The 13,615-nt window shown below is 64.5% G+C and carries 15 protein-coding genes; 11 read left to right on the top strand and 4 right to left on the bottom strand.

Annotated features, from left to right (window positions below; all coding sequences use genetic code 11):
• The first annotated feature begins 209 nt into the window (after positions 1 to 209).
• The 11 genes from H2509_RS00720 (at position 210) to H2509_RS00670 (ending at position 10,462) form a co-directional block, all read left to right on the top strand.
• Positions 210 to 602, top strand: coding sequence for a DUF2958 domain-containing protein (locus tag H2509_RS00720; RefSeq protein ID WP_182161294.1), 393 nt, complete (start codon positions 210 to 212; stop codon positions 600 to 602).
• A gap of 56 nt (positions 603 to 658) precedes the next feature.
• Positions 659 to 2,503 (top strand): ParB/RepB/Spo0J family partition protein, encoded by a 1,845-nt coding sequence (locus H2509_RS00715; protein ID WP_182161292.1) that lies wholly within the window; start codon positions 659 to 661, stop codon positions 2,501 to 2,503.
• A gap of 74 nt (positions 2,504 to 2,577) precedes the next feature.
• Positions 2,578 to 2,763 (top strand): hypothetical protein, encoded by a 186-nt coding sequence (locus H2509_RS00710; RefSeq protein WP_182161290.1) that lies wholly within the window; start codon positions 2,578 to 2,580, stop codon positions 2,761 to 2,763.
• Between the two features lie 351 nt (positions 2,764 to 3,114).
• Complete coding sequence (locus tag H2509_RS00705) at positions 3,115 to 3,366, top strand: hypothetical protein (protein ID WP_182161289.1); 252 nt, start codon at positions 3,115 to 3,117, stop codon at positions 3,364 to 3,366.
• Positions 3,367 to 4,260: 894 nt separating this feature from the next.
• Complete coding sequence (locus H2509_RS00700) at positions 4,261 to 4,557, top strand: DUF736 domain-containing protein (protein ID WP_182161287.1); 297 nt, start codon at positions 4,261 to 4,263, stop codon at positions 4,555 to 4,557.
• A gap of 78 nt (positions 4,558 to 4,635) precedes the next feature.
• A complete protein-coding gene (locus H2509_RS00695) occupies positions 4,636 to 5,127 on the top strand; it encodes a hypothetical protein (protein ID WP_182161285.1) in 492 nt (163 codons plus the stop codon).
• A gap of 364 nt (positions 5,128 to 5,491) precedes the next feature.
• The gene (locus H2509_RS00690; protein WP_182161283.1) at positions 5,492 to 6,136 is read left to right on the top strand and encodes an antitoxin of toxin-antitoxin stability system; all 645 of its coding nucleotides are present in this window, start codon (positions 5,492 to 5,494) and stop codon (positions 6,134 to 6,136) included.
• 403 nt (positions 6,137 to 6,539) lie between these two features.
• Complete coding sequence (locus tag H2509_RS00685) at positions 6,540 to 6,905, top strand: phosphoglycerate kinase (RefSeq protein ID WP_182161281.1); 366 nt, start codon at positions 6,540 to 6,542, stop codon at positions 6,903 to 6,905.
• 597 nt (positions 6,906 to 7,502) lie between these two features.
• A complete protein-coding gene (locus H2509_RS00680) occupies positions 7,503 to 7,730 on the top strand; it encodes a hypothetical protein (RefSeq protein WP_209001717.1) in 228 nt (75 codons plus the stop codon).
• A gap of 499 nt (positions 7,731 to 8,229) precedes the next feature.
• Positions 8,230 to 8,781 carry a plasmid mobilization protein gene (locus H2509_RS00675; RefSeq protein WP_408022654.1) on the top strand — a complete coding sequence of 184 codons (552 nt, stop codon included), beginning with the start codon at positions 8,230 to 8,232 and terminating at the stop codon, positions 8,779 to 8,781.
• Complete coding sequence (locus tag H2509_RS00670) at positions 8,771 to 10,462, top strand: relaxase/mobilization nuclease domain-containing protein (RefSeq protein ID WP_182161279.1); 1,692 nt, start codon at positions 8,771 to 8,773, stop codon at positions 10,460 to 10,462. The genes H2509_RS00675 and H2509_RS00670 overlap by 11 nt, the downstream gene beginning before the upstream one ends.
• 6 nt (positions 10,463 to 10,468) lie before the next feature.
• On the opposite strand, the gene H2509_RS00665 is transcribed toward H2509_RS00670, so the two are convergent.
• The 4 genes from H2509_RS00665 to H2509_RS00650 all read right to left on the bottom strand — a co-directional run bounded on the left by H2509_RS00665 (position 10,469) and on the right by H2509_RS00650 (position 13,612).
• Positions 10,469 to 10,840, bottom strand: coding sequence for a hypothetical protein (locus H2509_RS00665; RefSeq protein WP_182161277.1), 372 nt, complete (start codon positions 10,838 to 10,840; stop codon positions 10,469 to 10,471).
• A 15-nt stretch (positions 10,841 to 10,855) separates the two neighbouring features.
• Positions 10,856 to 12,451 carry a type IV secretory system conjugative DNA transfer family protein gene (locus H2509_RS00660; RefSeq protein WP_182161275.1) on the bottom strand — a complete coding sequence of 532 codons (1,596 nt, stop codon included), beginning with the start codon at positions 12,449 to 12,451 and terminating at the stop codon, positions 10,856 to 10,858.
• 278 nt (positions 12,452 to 12,729) lie between these two features.
• Entirely contained in the window at positions 12,730 to 12,957 is a 228-nt protein-coding gene (locus H2509_RS00655) for a hypothetical protein (protein ID WP_182161273.1), read from the bottom strand.
• Between the two features lies 1 nt (position 12,958).
• Positions 12,959 to 13,612, bottom strand: coding sequence for a ParA family protein (locus H2509_RS00650; RefSeq protein ID WP_182161271.1), 654 nt, complete (start codon positions 13,610 to 13,612; stop codon positions 12,959 to 12,961).
• Positions 13,613 to 13,615 lie beyond the last annotated feature (3 nt).

Here is a 13,615-nt window from a genome sequence, read left to right as displayed (position 1 = left end):
TCAAGCCGGGGGTCCCGTGTTGGCCGGATTTCACCCCTTCGGGGCGGCTCCCTTGGCGCCCGCCGGATGTCGGCGCGACGCCGCCCGATGCACTCGGATTCCTTCGTCCACTGGCCGTTCAAGGCGTCGCTCGCCGCTGGGCAGAGGTTCAGGCGCGGGGCGTGTGTGCCCCGTGTCGTCTGAAACGACTGAACGGAGGATTTGAGCGAATGAACGAAACAACCAACACCCTAAAGGGCGCAGCCGCGCTGCTGACGGACGACCAACGCGCCCGCCTGTTGAAGAACGGCCGCGAGAATACAGAGTGCATCGACGAGGACGGCAACACCCGCGACTTCTGGCCCGTGGTGAAGCTGTTCTGCCCGTGGGGCGCGGCGACGTGGCTGCTCACCGAGCTTGACCCCGAGGACGAGGACATCGCCTTCGGCCTGTGCGACCTCGGCTTCGGATGCCCCGAACTGGGCAGTGTGCGCCTGTCCGAGCTTGCCGCCGTGCGCGGCCCCGGTGGCCTGACCATCGAGCGCGACCAGCACTTCACCGCCACCAAGAGCCTGTCGGCCTATGCCGACGAGGCCCGCCAACATGGGCGCATCTGCGTCTGACCAACCCGCGCCCGTGCTTCGGCGCGGGCGCTCATTCACTTGAAAGGAAATGAGCCATGACCATCCAGACCATCCCCCTGAACAAACTCACCGCCGTCGAGGGCGGCAATCCCCGCCGCAGCATGGACGCCGCCGCCCTTGAAGGGCTGGCGCAATCCATCAAGACGGACGGCCTCTTGCAGAACCTCGTGGTACGAAAAGCAGGCCGCAAGTTCCGCATCGTGTCGGGCGAGCGGCGCTATCGGGCGCTCTCCCTACTGGCGGAGCGCGGCGACATCGAAAAGACCCATCCCGTCCCCGTCGAGGTGCGCGGCGACCTGTCGGAGACGGACGCGCTGCGCCTCGCCACCGTCGAGAACATCCAGCGCGAGCAGCTTGCGCCGATGGACGAGGCCGAGGCGTTCGCCACCCTGTTGGGAGACGGCGCATCCCTTGAGGACGTAGCCGCCAAGGCGGGCGTGTCGGTGCTGACCGTCAAGCGCCGCGTGGCGCTGGCCTCCCTCTCTGACGAGGCAAAAGCCTTGGTGCGGGAAGGGGCGTTTTCCCTGTCGGTGGCCGAAGCCCTGACGCTGGGCACCCATGACCAGCAACGCGCCGTCATCGAGCGGCTGGAGCAAGGCTACTCTTACGATGCAGACGACCTGCGGGAGATGCTGACGGGCGAGAAGCCCGCCGTGTCGCTCGCCATCTTCCCGATGGCCCAATACACGGGCACCGTCACCGCCGACCTGTTCGTGGACGACGACAACACGTTCTTCGATGATGCCGAGCAGTTCTACCGCTTGCAGTCGGAAGCGGTCGAAGCGCTGGCCGCGCATCACCGCGAGGCGGGGGCGGCGTTCGTGGAGGTGCTGACCGACGGCTATGTTGCGTGGTGGCAGTATCGGGAAGCCGATGCCGAGGACGGCGAGCAGGGCGGCGTGGTCATCCACTTCAAGCCGTCCGGCCGTGTCGAGGTGCGGGAAGGGCTGGTCAAGAAGAACGTGCGTGCGAGCGTGGCCGAGGAAACGGCGGCAGCGCCGAGCGCGCCGAAGCCGCAGCCCGAATATTCCGGTCCCGTCATCCGCATGATGAGCGCCCACAAGAGCCTCGCCGTCATGGAGGCCCTCATGGCGAACCCGCGCAAGGCGAAGGAAGTGGCGGTCGTCAATCTGCTGAATGCCTATGACTGGACGGGGCGGGTGCGCCTCGATGCTCATCCCGCACTTGCCTATTTTGCGCAGGCCGATGGTCAGCCGACCGCTTATCTCGCCATCGAGCGGGAGGCGCAGGACGTGGTGAACACGCTGGGGCTGGCCGAGGCGAAGCGTCATGCCTACGCCCGTCCCGTGCGTGGGGCGTGGGAGCAGCTTCTCACCGACACCAAGAACCCGACCGCCCTCTATGACGTGGTGCAGGCTTTTTCGGATGCCGAACTCGACCAGTTGCACCTGTTCCTGACGGCGCTGACCTTCGGTCAGGGCAACATGGATGCGCTGGATACGGGCGACAGCCTGTTCAACCGCGTGGCCGCCGACCTCGATGTCGCCATGCGGGACGGCTGGGTGCCGGACGAGGCGTTCCTGACCCGCCGCCGCAAGGACCAGTTGGAAGCCATCGCCAAGGAGAGCGGGGCGATTGCCCGGCTCGGTCGCTTGAAGGATTACAGCAAAACGCAGCTTGCCGCCGCCCTTGCCCGTCACTTCCAGCGTTGCGCCGAAGGCGACACCGCCATCCCCGAGGAGATGCGCAACCACGCCAATGCGTGGCTGCCGGATGCCATGCGCTTCCCCGCCGTGACGGCGGATGCCGACACCCCGGAGCCGGAGAGCGAGGAAGCGGAGGTCGAGGACATCGAGCCGGACGATGTTGACCCGTCCGCCTTCGAGGATGTGGACGGCCTCACCGAAGCCGCCGCCTGACCGCAGAGACTGCCCGCCCTTCGGGGCGGGCGTTCTTTCGCTCTTTCGTCAATTCGTTATCGGGAGGGTTCCCCATGCCCATCATCCTCGGTCTCATCATCTTCGCCGTCGCGGCCTACGCCGCCAACGTCACGGGCGATGCCGACACCTTCGGCTGGTTCATGCTCGGCGGGCCGTTCGTCATCCCCATCGGGGCGTTCGTCCTGTGGCTCGTGGCCAAGGTGTTCGGGGCGCTGTTCCGCAGGCCGTCCAAAGACTGACCCTTCGCGCGCGCCGCGCCTGTGTCGGCGCGGCGCGTGTTCCCGTCTGGCATTCGTGCCAGCCCTGAAACAGAATTGTCTGTCCTGGTCCGGCAAACAAGTGTGCAATAACTCCACCGAAAGTAATCCAATTTTCTATGCTCTTTGATTTATTGACAGAATAGACGATTGTATTTCACAATACTTCAATATCCAGTGATGGATATATCCTCAGAGGCTGGCGGGGGACCGTCAGCCTCACTGTCGGAAAAACTGGCCGCTTGAGCGCACTCGATATGCCGTGAGCCGCTATCGTGCATTGCATTGCGTGCATGTGCTTGGCGAGCCCAAAACAGGACGGCCCCCATCGACGTGAAGCTGAAGACTTACGAAGCGCGTTTGTATAACCAATGGGTTCGGCTGTTGCTCGACTCCGGTGAGCGCAACGTAACAGGCTTCAGCGATGCATGGGCAGAAACGCGCTATGTGGAGGTTCAGGCCGAATCTTTGGAGTGTGCTGCTCGTTTGCTCTCCCGGGACTATCCGGCCGAGGTGGGCTTTGTCGTTAGCGGCATCGAGGAACTGCCCGACCCCGATGTGGTTCGGCCGAATCGCGCCGAATGAAGAAAGTTCTCTCCCTGGCCGGCCTCTTGGTATTTGTCGCGTGTGCGGAAGCGCAGCAGCGCGGCGCGAATGATGCCTATGTGCGCTTGCCCGATGGGCCGCTCGATTGCCCGCCAATCCACATTGGCCTCATCGGATGCCCGGCGACATTGCACGATCAGGTCGCTGACTGTGGTTGTGTTGGCGCTTCTGAGCAGGTCGAGGTTCACTATCTCTGTCGCGGCGGCCAGTGGCACTTGATCAGCGGAACATGTCCGCCCCTATCCGCTTCCCATCAGTGATCTGCGCGCCGGCATCCTGGCACCTGGCGGGACGCAAGCCGGCGTCGATCCTTGCGCCAGCCGTCCAGTTCGGGTGGAGGCGAGCGCGAGGCTCAAGACGATCGTCGCGTGACCGTTCCCCTCGTAAGCCGAGCGCGTGCCGGCGCGGCACGCCCCACAATCTCAAAAGCCACCTTGTCCGTTGGTTGCGGGCAGGGCGGTCCTCTTTTGCAGGAAAGGCGCAGGGCCGGATGGCGGCGGGCTGAAGGCCCCGGCTCTCGCTTGTCGGGCGAAGGCATCACCGCAGTTGCCACGGTACGTCTCGACCTCTGTTTGGGCCGGTCAACGACCCATTCGCGTCCTTTCCTCTCATGGCCACATCTGAGCCCGTCGCCCGGCCCCGCAACGGCGCGCGGTCAGTTTCTTCCCCTGCGGCTGCGCCGCATTCCTCGCGAGGCAAGAAACAGCCCGCTTGCCGTCTGCCGCTTCGCTCCGCCCGCTTCGTGTCCCGGTCGGGGCTTTGCCCCTCCGCGCCTCTTGGGGTGCGGGTCCGCGCTTCGACGGTCTCTCTCATGGGCCATGGAAAGGTCGCGATGGGCGCGACCGCCAGAACCAAACAGAGGAGACCTACATCATGGCAACCATCGGCACCTTCACCAAAACCGACAGCGGCTTCGCCGGCACCATCCAGACCCTCGGCCTCAAGGCTACCAAGGTCGCAATCACCAGCGTCGAAAAGACCGCCGACTCCGCCCCCGACTTCCGCGTCAAGGCGGGCACCGTCGAGATCGGCGCGGCCTGGCACCGCACCAGCAAGGGCGGCAACGAGTACATCTCGGTCAAGCTGGACGACCCGAGCTTCGTCGCCCCCATCTACGCCAACCTGGTCGAGCAGCAGGACAAGGGCTTCGCCCTCATCTGGAGCCGCTGACCGACCGCGAGCCGCCCGCTCCGGCGGGCGGCATCTCTCCCCGATAACTTAACGAATTGAGGAAAGGATGATTTCATCATGATCACTTTGACCGACATCCATATGCAACGCCTGCACGCCGAGGCCACGCGCCTTTCCGAGGAAGTAGACCGCCGCCTTGCCACCGCCGAGGACACCGACGATCCCGACGACTGGGATGCGTGGAAAGAAGCCGACGGCATCGCGACCGGCTACAAGCTCGCCCTGCAGGACGTGGTTCGCGAGGCGACCAACCCCGACCCGACACCGCCCGCGCCGCGACTGACCTACGACCATTGGTGCGAGCAGTACCGGCCAATGGCCAACACCCTCATCGACAACGCGCCATTCGATGGCGCCATGTTCGAGACTTTCGGCGCCGAACTGGACGCCGTCCGTGCGGCCGACCCCGCCTGCGCCTGGACGCTGATTGCTGGCGATGACGATACCCTCGTCATCCTGAGCGGCATCCACTTCGCCAACCGCCTTGGCCATTTCATCACCGAGCGCCCTTGGGTCGGCGGCGAGCCTGCGGAGATCCACATCGACTGAGGCTTCCGCCATTCAGCCTCCGTCGCATCGTCGGCGGAGGCTTTTGCCATTCTGACTCTCGGCTTATGGCCGCGGAGCGTGCCATCCATCCCAAACCTTACGTTCGGGCAGCCGTCCCTCGGATGGTCCCTGCCGTGCCGGACGGCGCCTTGCTGTCCATGACCTGCCCGCGCCAGCGGCGCCATGCGCCGCCCGTGTTGGTCAGGACCGCTGCGGCTCATGCCGCCCGGCCTTTCGTTCGGGTCCTTCGGGACAGTCACCAACGAACGAAAGGGTCTTCTTATGGGACTGGATACATCCAACTCCGCCGTCGCCGAGGCCGTCATCGCGCCGCTCGCCGAAGTGCTCGATGGAGGCGACGTCTATGCCTGAGATCATTGAAACCACCGTCTATCGCCTCGACGAGCTTTCCGGCGCGGCGAAGGAAAGGGCTCGCGCCTGGTATCGCGAGGGCGGCTTCGAATACGAATGGTTCGAGTCCGTCTATGACGATTTCGAACGCATCTGCGCCATCATCGGTGTCCATCTCGATACGCGTGATGTTCGCCTGTATGGCGGCGGCACCCGGCAGAAGCCCGCCATCTGGTTTTCCGGGTTCTGGAGCCAGGGCGACGGGGCGTGCTTCGAGGGCCATTACAGCCATGCGAAGTGTGCTCCCCATCGTATCCGTGACTACGCGCCCCAGGATGCCGAACTTCACCGCATCGCCGATGCGCTTCAGGCGGTTCAGCGGCGGAACTTCTACCAGCTCCACGCCGCAGTCACCCATCGCGGTCGCTACTGCCACGAATACAGCATGAGCATCTCAGTCGAACGGGATAGCCCGAACAGGCAAGACATGACGGCCGACGCTGAGGATGCCGTGACCGAGGCGCTGCGCGGTCTCGCCCGTTGGCTCTATCGCCAGCTCGAACGGGAATACGAGTACCTGGCTTCGGACGAGGCCGTTGACGAGGCGATCATCGCCAACGACTACACATTCACCGAAACCGGACACCGGTTCGGCTGAAGGCCACAACCAGCGGCAGCCGTCCGTCAACGGGCGGCTTTCCCGTGGCGCTGCTGTTCGGAGCAATGCCGGTAATCGCAGCACTGTCGCCACACGCATCACTGTATCCGACGCGAAGCCGCTGAAACGTTCCGCCTCTGTCGTTCCGGCGGCAGGGGTTGCGTCCGGGCGATGCTGACAACAGCGCGGCTCGGCAAGCATCTCCACTCGATCATCTCTTCCGTTCGGGCTGCTGTCCCTCGGATGGTCCCCGACGTGCCGGACGGCGCCTTGCCGTCCATGACCTGCCCGCGCCAGCGGCGCGTTGCGCCGCCCGTGTTGGTCAGGACTGCTGCGGCTCGTGCCGCCCGGCCTTTCGTTCGGGTCCTTCGGGACAGTCATTAACGAACGAAAGGATATTCTTATGGGATTGGATATGTACGCCTTCACGACCACCGAGGCCGTCGAGACCGAAGTGGACTTCACGCCGAAGACGGCAACGGAACTCGCCTATTGGCGCAAGCACCCCAACCTGCACGGCTGGATGGAACGGCTCTACCGGGCCAAGGGCGGTGAGGCCGAGAGCTTCAACTGCGTCAATGTGGCGCTGACCGCCGACGACATCGACCGGTTGGAGGCCGACATCAGGGCCGACGCGCTGCCATTCACCGAGGGCTTCTTCTTCGGCGAGAGCGACGGTAGCGAAGTCGAAGACGACCTGGCCTTCGTTGCCAGCGCCCGCGCGGCAATCGCTGAAGGCAATACGGTCTTCTATAGCTCGTGGTGGTAAGGCTTTAGCCGGTTGCGAAGCCGCCAGTCCTTGGCGGCTTCGCCCCTGCTGAAACGTCGGACGGGATCGGCGTGCGGATAGAAGCGCCACTTCGGCAGTCGAGATTACGCAGGCACGCTCTCCCGCTCCGGGCAATTTGCCCCGCCCCGTCATGCCTTTCCTATTGGTCGCGGCTGTTCTTCTGAACCCGCCTCATCGTCGGCCGACTCTCTCTTATGAGGGATGCCTCAACCAGATGGCTAACAGTCCAGCGGGGCAGCATCGGATAGCGTCGGCCAGTTCAGCCGAAGCCTTTCCATCCTTCCGTCCGGCCGTGACCGGCGGGCCTTCCTGAACTGGGCAAACGTGCCGCCGGCGGCGCCCACCGCAACGGCGCTGCCCGACTTTCTTCCCCTGGCCGATCACCCCAAACGACGGGTCGCGTGGGGACCCCGATCCCGGCCATTCCTCGCGGACGCTCCGCTCCAAGAAAGACGGTCCTCGCCGTCCTCCACTTCGTTCCGTCCCTGCGGGTGCGGTTGGTCGCCTGTGCCGTCGCCTTTCGTTGCCCATGGAAGGCCGCGGTCGCGGCCGGGACAAACGGAAGGAGGAAAGATCATGAACCGACTGAACACCACCGACAGCCTCTTCGACCTGACCTGGGACGAGTACGTCCTTGCCGTGGAAGACGCCTACCTGATCGAGACCGGCGACGACCTCGACGAGGAGCGGCTCCCGGACATCTGCGCCGCCTACGACATCGGCATGACGCCGCTGGGTTGCGCGATCGCCGTCATGGAAGGCCGTCGCCCGAGCCGTCACGACGACTGGCGCCAGGCCGCCTGAGCCGCTGCAGCGACCGCGCTGCAAGCCCCGCCGTTTCCGGCGGGGCTTTCCTTTGCTGAACCGCCGGCATCTTTCGGCCGGTCTTAACGGCGCTGACGCGCCGCCGACCGCCCGCCGGCGCAGAGCCGGTTCCGGCAGCGGTTGTCGTTGATGGCTGTTGGCAGGTGTTGAGACTTGCGGTACAGGGCGATTCCGGGTAGTATTTCATTGCGTTTCATTGGCATTAAGTGTCTGATCTGTCAGTCCGAATCCACTCCACCCTGTGATACGACCCCATAAGAGGGGGAGGGTTTTCGTGTTACAGGGGGGAGGCAAGATGGATGTTGTGTTACAAAAACGTACGTGTCGAGGCTGCCGCCCCGACACCGGCCCCGGCTCCGCCGGTCCGGCAAGCGTCCGTCTTTTCCACCCAACAGGCCCCGCATTCGACCACCTGACGGGGTCTCAAGCTCATGGCATCTTGCTCTGCGAGGCCACCGGGACGGGGGCCATTTGACCCATGGCCAGACCGTCCCTCGATCCCCAGCGCAGGCGCTCCGAGACCCTGAACCTCCGCCTTTCACCGACGGAGATGTACGACCTCCGGCGGGCTGCCGCCGAGGCTGGGGTGACGCTCGCGGAGTACGCCCGCGCCACCTTGGCGGGGCGGCGGCCCAAGCCGCGACCGCTCAAGGACCGGGTGATGACGGCGCTGCTGTACGAGTTGTCGTCGATCGCCACGAACCTCTCCCAGCTTCAGGACGCCACGGGCGACGAGACGTTCGGCAAGTGGGCCAGGTATGTCGGCGGGGACCTGGTCGAGCGGGTGACCGACCGCCACGAACTGGCGCCGCTGATCGAGGAGAACCTGGAGGCTATCAACGGGGTCGGCCACATGGTCAATGCCATGGCGCGGCGGGCGAACATGGGCAAGGAGCTCGACGCCCGCGACATCGAGGAGACCCTGTCCATTCTTGGTCGCGTCCTGGAGCCAGTCCACAAGGCCGTGAAGCGCTCCGGAGGCACGCAGGATCGGGAGCCGGATCTGGGCGGCGGACGGGATGCGCTTTAAGGTTCCCAAGCAGCAGCCGGAGAGCTTCCGGGCATCGGCCCTCTACCTCGCCGGGCTGGTGAAGGGGCTGTCCCCCGACCGGGTGGAGTTCGTCGAACGCCGCAACCTCCACACCGACGAGCCGCGCGCCGCCGCGGCTGTGATGGACGCCACCGCCCGGCAATCCGCCCGCTGTAAACAACCCGCCTACCACTTCATCATCACCTTCGACCCGAAGGACGCCGCCGCCGGCAAGGTCACCCAGGAGGTGAAGCGCAAGGTCGCCGACAAGGTCATCGAGCAGATGGGCCTGACCGAACATCAGGTGCTGGTCTATTCCCACAAGGATACCGACCATCCCCACATGCACTTTCTGGTTAACCGCATCCATCCAAGCCGGCATGTCGCCTATGACCGTCATCAGGACGGACGACGCCTGACTGGGATCACGATGGAGCTGGCCAAGGAGTTCGGCCTGAACGTCCTGCGCAACCGGGAATACGAACGCCAGCTCGGCCGCGACCGAGAAGGGCCTGGCCTGCTGCCCACCGACGCCGACTACTGGCAGGCCCGCCGCGACGACCGGAGGTTCCGGTCGCGCTTCGACGAGGCGGAGGTCACATATCTGCGGGAAACGCTCTATGACGATTTCCGCGGCGCCCGGAGCTGGGACGACTTGGGCGAGCGGTTGGCCGCCCGGGGCATCACCCTGGAGCGCAAGGGGCAGGGGATGGTGCTGACCGACGGCGAGCGGGAAGCCAAGCTCTCCGACATGGGCAAGGGCGTGCGCTTCCATGTGCTGGAGGAACGCTTCGGGGAGGAGTTCGACGACTACATGGCGCGGCGGGCCGCCGAGATCGCCCGTGCCGAGCGTCAACCCGGCGAGCGGATCGACACCCGCGATCTGGACGATGCCGAGCGGCGCACCGTTGAAGGCTTCATCGCCGAGGAGCCGCGCGCCGACATGGCCGATGTTGCCGTCCGTCAGTTCGACGATGCCGACATGGAGGTGCGCTACTGGAGCCAGATCGAGGCGTCCTACCGGTCGGCCGCCGGCAAGGTCCGTTACGCGGAGCGCCAGCAAGCCTTCAACGAGAAGCTGGAGGAGCGGGACCAGACCTGGTTGGCCAAGCGCAGCCGCAGCCTCGACGACATCCTCGCCAAGGTTTATCGCGACGGAGGAAAAGCCCGGACACTCTGGGATGCCCTGGAAGAGAAGCATGGCATCCTCGATGCCGAGCGGATGATCGAGGAGAACCCGTTCATCCTCGGGGCCGTGCGCGGCATCCGCATGGGCGAGACCCGCTCCGCCGCACGCAAGGAGGCAAAGAGGTATTTCCGCTATCTGGCCGAACGGCGGCGCAAGTGGCGCGACGCGATCAACCGTTTGGAGCATACTCGCGCCGAGATCGAGCGGGCGCGGCGGCGCGTCGCGCAGGCAGTGCGGGACTATGAACTCTTGCGGGAGATTGCTGGCACGCCGGAGGTTTTACGCGACACCGTGCTGGATAAGATCAGGGCGCGAGCGCGTGCCCTCTCGCACGTGACCGAACGGGCCATCCAGCAAGCCAATCTGTCAGACGAGCGCCGCAAGCAGATGCACAGGGCGTGGCGGCAGGCCAACGAACGCCGGCTGGAGCAGGAACGCAAACACGAACGAGGCCGGCCCTTCGGGCTCGACCTCAACCTGTTCGATGAATGAGGTGGCCTACTGTGATCCTGGCAACCCGTCGCCTGCCCAGAAGGGGACGGCGTTCTCCCGGTCATACCAGCCGATGGCATAGCTGACCGTCGCTTCGTCGCCGTCCGTCACGACAGCTGCCACGCAGCGGCGATAGTCAGTGCCATCGGTGACATGAGTTTCGACTGCACTGTGCAGCCCAAGAATGACCTTGCCGCTCTGTGCTTCCAAAGCACCTCGCACCTGGTCAATCGTCCGGGCCTCATCGCAGCGGGGAAGTGCGGGGCTGGCGGCATGCGCCTTGGAAGCCACCACAACGACGAGCGGTATGTATAGGAGGCCGAGGACCATGATGCCAAAGAAGGCATAAGCCTCGAAGTTCTTGGAAATCTCCTTCATGATTTCGTCCTTTCTCTATTTCGTTAATTCGTGCAGGAGGTCGGTGCGCGCTTCGTCGTGGACATCGCCCATACGCCACGGCGTCCAGCGGCCCTTGAAAGCACGCTCCTCGAAATACCGGAGCTTCTGCGCCAGGATCGGGCGGCAGCCCTGCACGAACAGAAGCTGGCAGCTCTCCGGCAGCAGCATGATCTCGTCAGGAGCCAACAGCGGTCGGCCGATCTCGCTGTGGTGCGCGCTATAGTTCGATGCCAGCCCGAGCCACGGAAACCGGCCGCTCTTGCCGCCGCTGGAAACGGATACCGTGCGTTGGCCCAGCATTGCCGAGAGCAGCTGAGCGGTGTCCGGGTCCTGGACGTTGAAGGCTTGGCGCACGGCACAGTTGGCGATCATGGAGCGCCATTTGCGATAGGTCTTCTGCAGCTGGTCGAGGTCCTGCACGAAGAGCCAGAGATGCGCGCCGTATCCAGCGAGGTAGCCGATGCCGTCCTCGATCGGCCGCATGGGGCCGAGGGCCGGCAGCTCGTCGAGCAGGAACAGCACCGGGTGTCGCGGCACCCGCTTGTTGCGGGTCATCGCCGCCGTGGTGAGGCCGACGATAAGGCGCAGGAACGGCTGGTAAACCGAGACGTATTCAGGTGGCACGATGAGGAAGATCGACATGACGCCGTTCTTGAGGTCTTCGAGCCGGAAGGTGGAGCGGCCGGTGATCGCGGCGAGCTGGGGGCTGTCGAAAACTTCCGTGCGGCTTTGCGCCGTCGAGACGACGGCCGAGCGCTCCTTGTCTTCCTTTTGCGCGAAGCCTTCGGCGATTCGCTGGACGACGGCGTGTTCACTCGCCGCCATGCCGCCGAGCACCGCATTGAAGCCGTCGCGCGAGCGCATGAGCAGGAGCCGCAGCTCCCGGAGGTTTTGCCGGTGTGGCGGGAGGTCATTGGCGATGTAGAGCAGCAGGCCGGTCACGAGGACCCGCGCTTCCCGTTCCCAGTGGTTGGTGTCGTGCCCCTCGGGCGGCACGATCATCTCGGCGATAAGTCGTGCATCGTCCACATCGTTGATTGTGCCCGCGCGGATGAACTCGACCGGGTTGAAGCAGGCGCTTTCGATGTCCGGATCGAACGGCGCGAAGGCATGAACCGGGCCGAGCGTGCCCCGGTGCTTGGCGGTGATCCGGTAGTTCTCTCCCTTGATGTCCGTCACCACCACCGAGCCTGGATGATCCAGCAGGTTCGGGATGACGACGCCGACGCCCTTGCCGGAGCGCGTCGGTGCGAAGGTCAGCAGGTGACCCGGTCGGTTGAAGCGGAGCAGCCGTCCACCCTTCTTGCCGATGATGGAGCCCTGTGCGCGCAGGCCCGCATGGGCGATGTCGGCGGAGGTGGCGAACGACGCCGAGCCATGCGCGTCGGATCGGCGGCCTGCCAGGCGCCAAGCGAGCCAGCACATGCAGGCAAGGGCGAGGCCGCCGGCCACAAGCAGGACCGACAGCCGGTCCGTCGTCAGGGTGAGGTTGTCGATGATGGTCCAGATGAGCGTCGCGATCAGCAGACAGACCGGAAGCTCGAACGTGGCGAACCTGAGCAGGCGCCACAACAGGCGCAAATGTCCCATGTTGCATTCCCTTGGCAGTTGACTTTTCCCAAGGGCTTATGGGCGGTTTGCAAATTTATCTGACTGACGTGTGGTAAATCCGATTGACGTAAACAATAATGGAAGTGTTGCCGGCTCCAGTCATGCATGTCCTATGACGTTGACTTTTCCCAGGAGTCGGCAACGCCTTCCTGATGTATTTATTGGGATCGACGGTGCGTGGTGTAACCTGTCAACCTCCGCAGCTTGTTTTTCGGAAATAAATACCTATATGACGATTTCTCTATTTCGTCATTTCGTTATCCGCGCCGCTCTTTCACGAGCGCGAAACCCTCCTTCAAGATATCCACCATCGAGACGCCGTGGACGGCCGCATAGGCTTTGAACTCGCGGTGGAACTCGGGGCTGACCTTGAAATTGAGCGCCGTCAAGGTGCCGGCCTCTGCGCGGTCGAGATTGTGGACGACCTGCGCCGGTGCGGGCGGCAGACCTTTGCCGGTGCGTTGAGGTGGCGGAATCTTTCTCATCCTATGCAGCCTCCCTGTCGGTGTTGGCCTGGATGATATCGGCAATCTCGTGCGCGATGGCTCCCGCCCGTTCGTTGAGGGACGGGAAGCGCGTTTCCGTGGGTGCGCGGCCTTCGTCGCTGGCGCGTCGGAAGCCGGTCTTCTCCGGCAGGACATTCGCGAGATGCCGGTATCCGGCCTGGCGCACATAGGTGCTGGCTTCGGCAAGCTCGCTCTCGCTGTCGCCGACACGGCAGAAGGCGATGACGATCCTCCCGGCCGGCACGCCCTTTTTCGTCAGCTCGTGCGCGAGCAGGACCGTGGGTTCGAGATCGTCGAGGGCAAGCCCCGTCGGCAACACCACCAGCGTGCTGGCTTCAGCAATCTGAAGGGTGCCCATCGTGGCGTGCGGAGGGCCATCGAGGATCATCAGATCGTAGCCGGCAGCCGCCTTGATGGCCTGACCGACTGTGCCGAAGCGCTCTACCGCGACCACCGGATCGACGCCGCGCTGAAGGCGGCGCGCCTGCCAGCTGAAGCTGGTGCCCTGTTGTATGTCGAGGTCGGCGATCTTCACGTTCCATCCGGCAAGCGCATACTCGCGTGCGATGAGCCTGGCCAGCGTGCTTTTGCCGACGCCACCTTTTTGAGAGACGGTTCCAATGAAGAGAGTCATGTC

This window comes from Stappia albiluteola (genome assembly GCF_014050225.1).
Lineage (GTDB): Bacteria > Pseudomonadota > Alphaproteobacteria > Rhizobiales > Stappiaceae > Hongsoonwoonella > Hongsoonwoonella albiluteola.
This window is presented reverse-complemented; position numbering and strand designations above follow the sequence as displayed.

Coding starts and splice junctions, on each gene's coding strand:
- H2509_RS00720 (WP_182161294.1), top strand. CDS start 210: ATGAACGAAACAACCAACACCCTAAAGGGCGCAGCCGCGCTGCTGACG.
- H2509_RS00690 (WP_182161283.1), top strand. CDS start 5,492: ATGCCTGAGATCATTGAAACCACCGTCTATCGCCTCGACGAGCTTTCC.
- H2509_RS00675 (WP_408022654.1), top strand. CDS start 8,230: ATGGCCAGACCGTCCCTCGATCCCCAGCGCAGGCGCTCCGAGACCCTG.
- H2509_RS00670 (WP_182161279.1), top strand. CDS start 8,771: ATGCGCTTTAAGGTTCCCAAGCAGCAGCCGGAGAGCTTCCGGGCATCG.
- H2509_RS00655 (WP_182161273.1), bottom strand. CDS start 12,957: ATGAGAAAGATTCCGCCACCTCAACGCACCGGCAAAGGTCTGCCGCCC.
- H2509_RS00715 (WP_182161292.1), top strand. CDS start 659: ATGACCATCCAGACCATCCCCCTGAACAAACTCACCGCCGTCGAGGGC.
- H2509_RS00660 (WP_182161275.1), bottom strand. CDS start 12,451: ATGGGACATTTGCGCCTGTTGTGGCGCCTGCTCAGGTTCGCCACGTTC.
- H2509_RS00650 (WP_182161271.1), bottom strand. CDS start 13,612: ATGACTCTCTTCATTGGAACCGTCTCTCAAAAAGGTGGCGTCGGCAAA.
- H2509_RS00710 (WP_182161290.1), top strand. CDS start 2,578: ATGCCCATCATCCTCGGTCTCATCATCTTCGCCGTCGCGGCCTACGCC.
- H2509_RS00680 (WP_209001717.1), top strand. CDS start 7,503: ATGAACCGACTGAACACCACCGACAGCCTCTTCGACCTGACCTGGGAC.
- H2509_RS00665 (WP_182161277.1), bottom strand. CDS start 10,840: ATGAAGGAGATTTCCAAGAACTTCGAGGCTTATGCCTTCTTTGGCATC.
- H2509_RS00695 (WP_182161285.1), top strand. CDS start 4,636: ATGATCACTTTGACCGACATCCATATGCAACGCCTGCACGCCGAGGCC.
- H2509_RS00700 (WP_182161287.1), top strand. CDS start 4,261: ATGGCAACCATCGGCACCTTCACCAAAACCGACAGCGGCTTCGCCGGC.
- H2509_RS00685 (WP_182161281.1), top strand. CDS start 6,540: ATGGGATTGGATATGTACGCCTTCACGACCACCGAGGCCGTCGAGACC.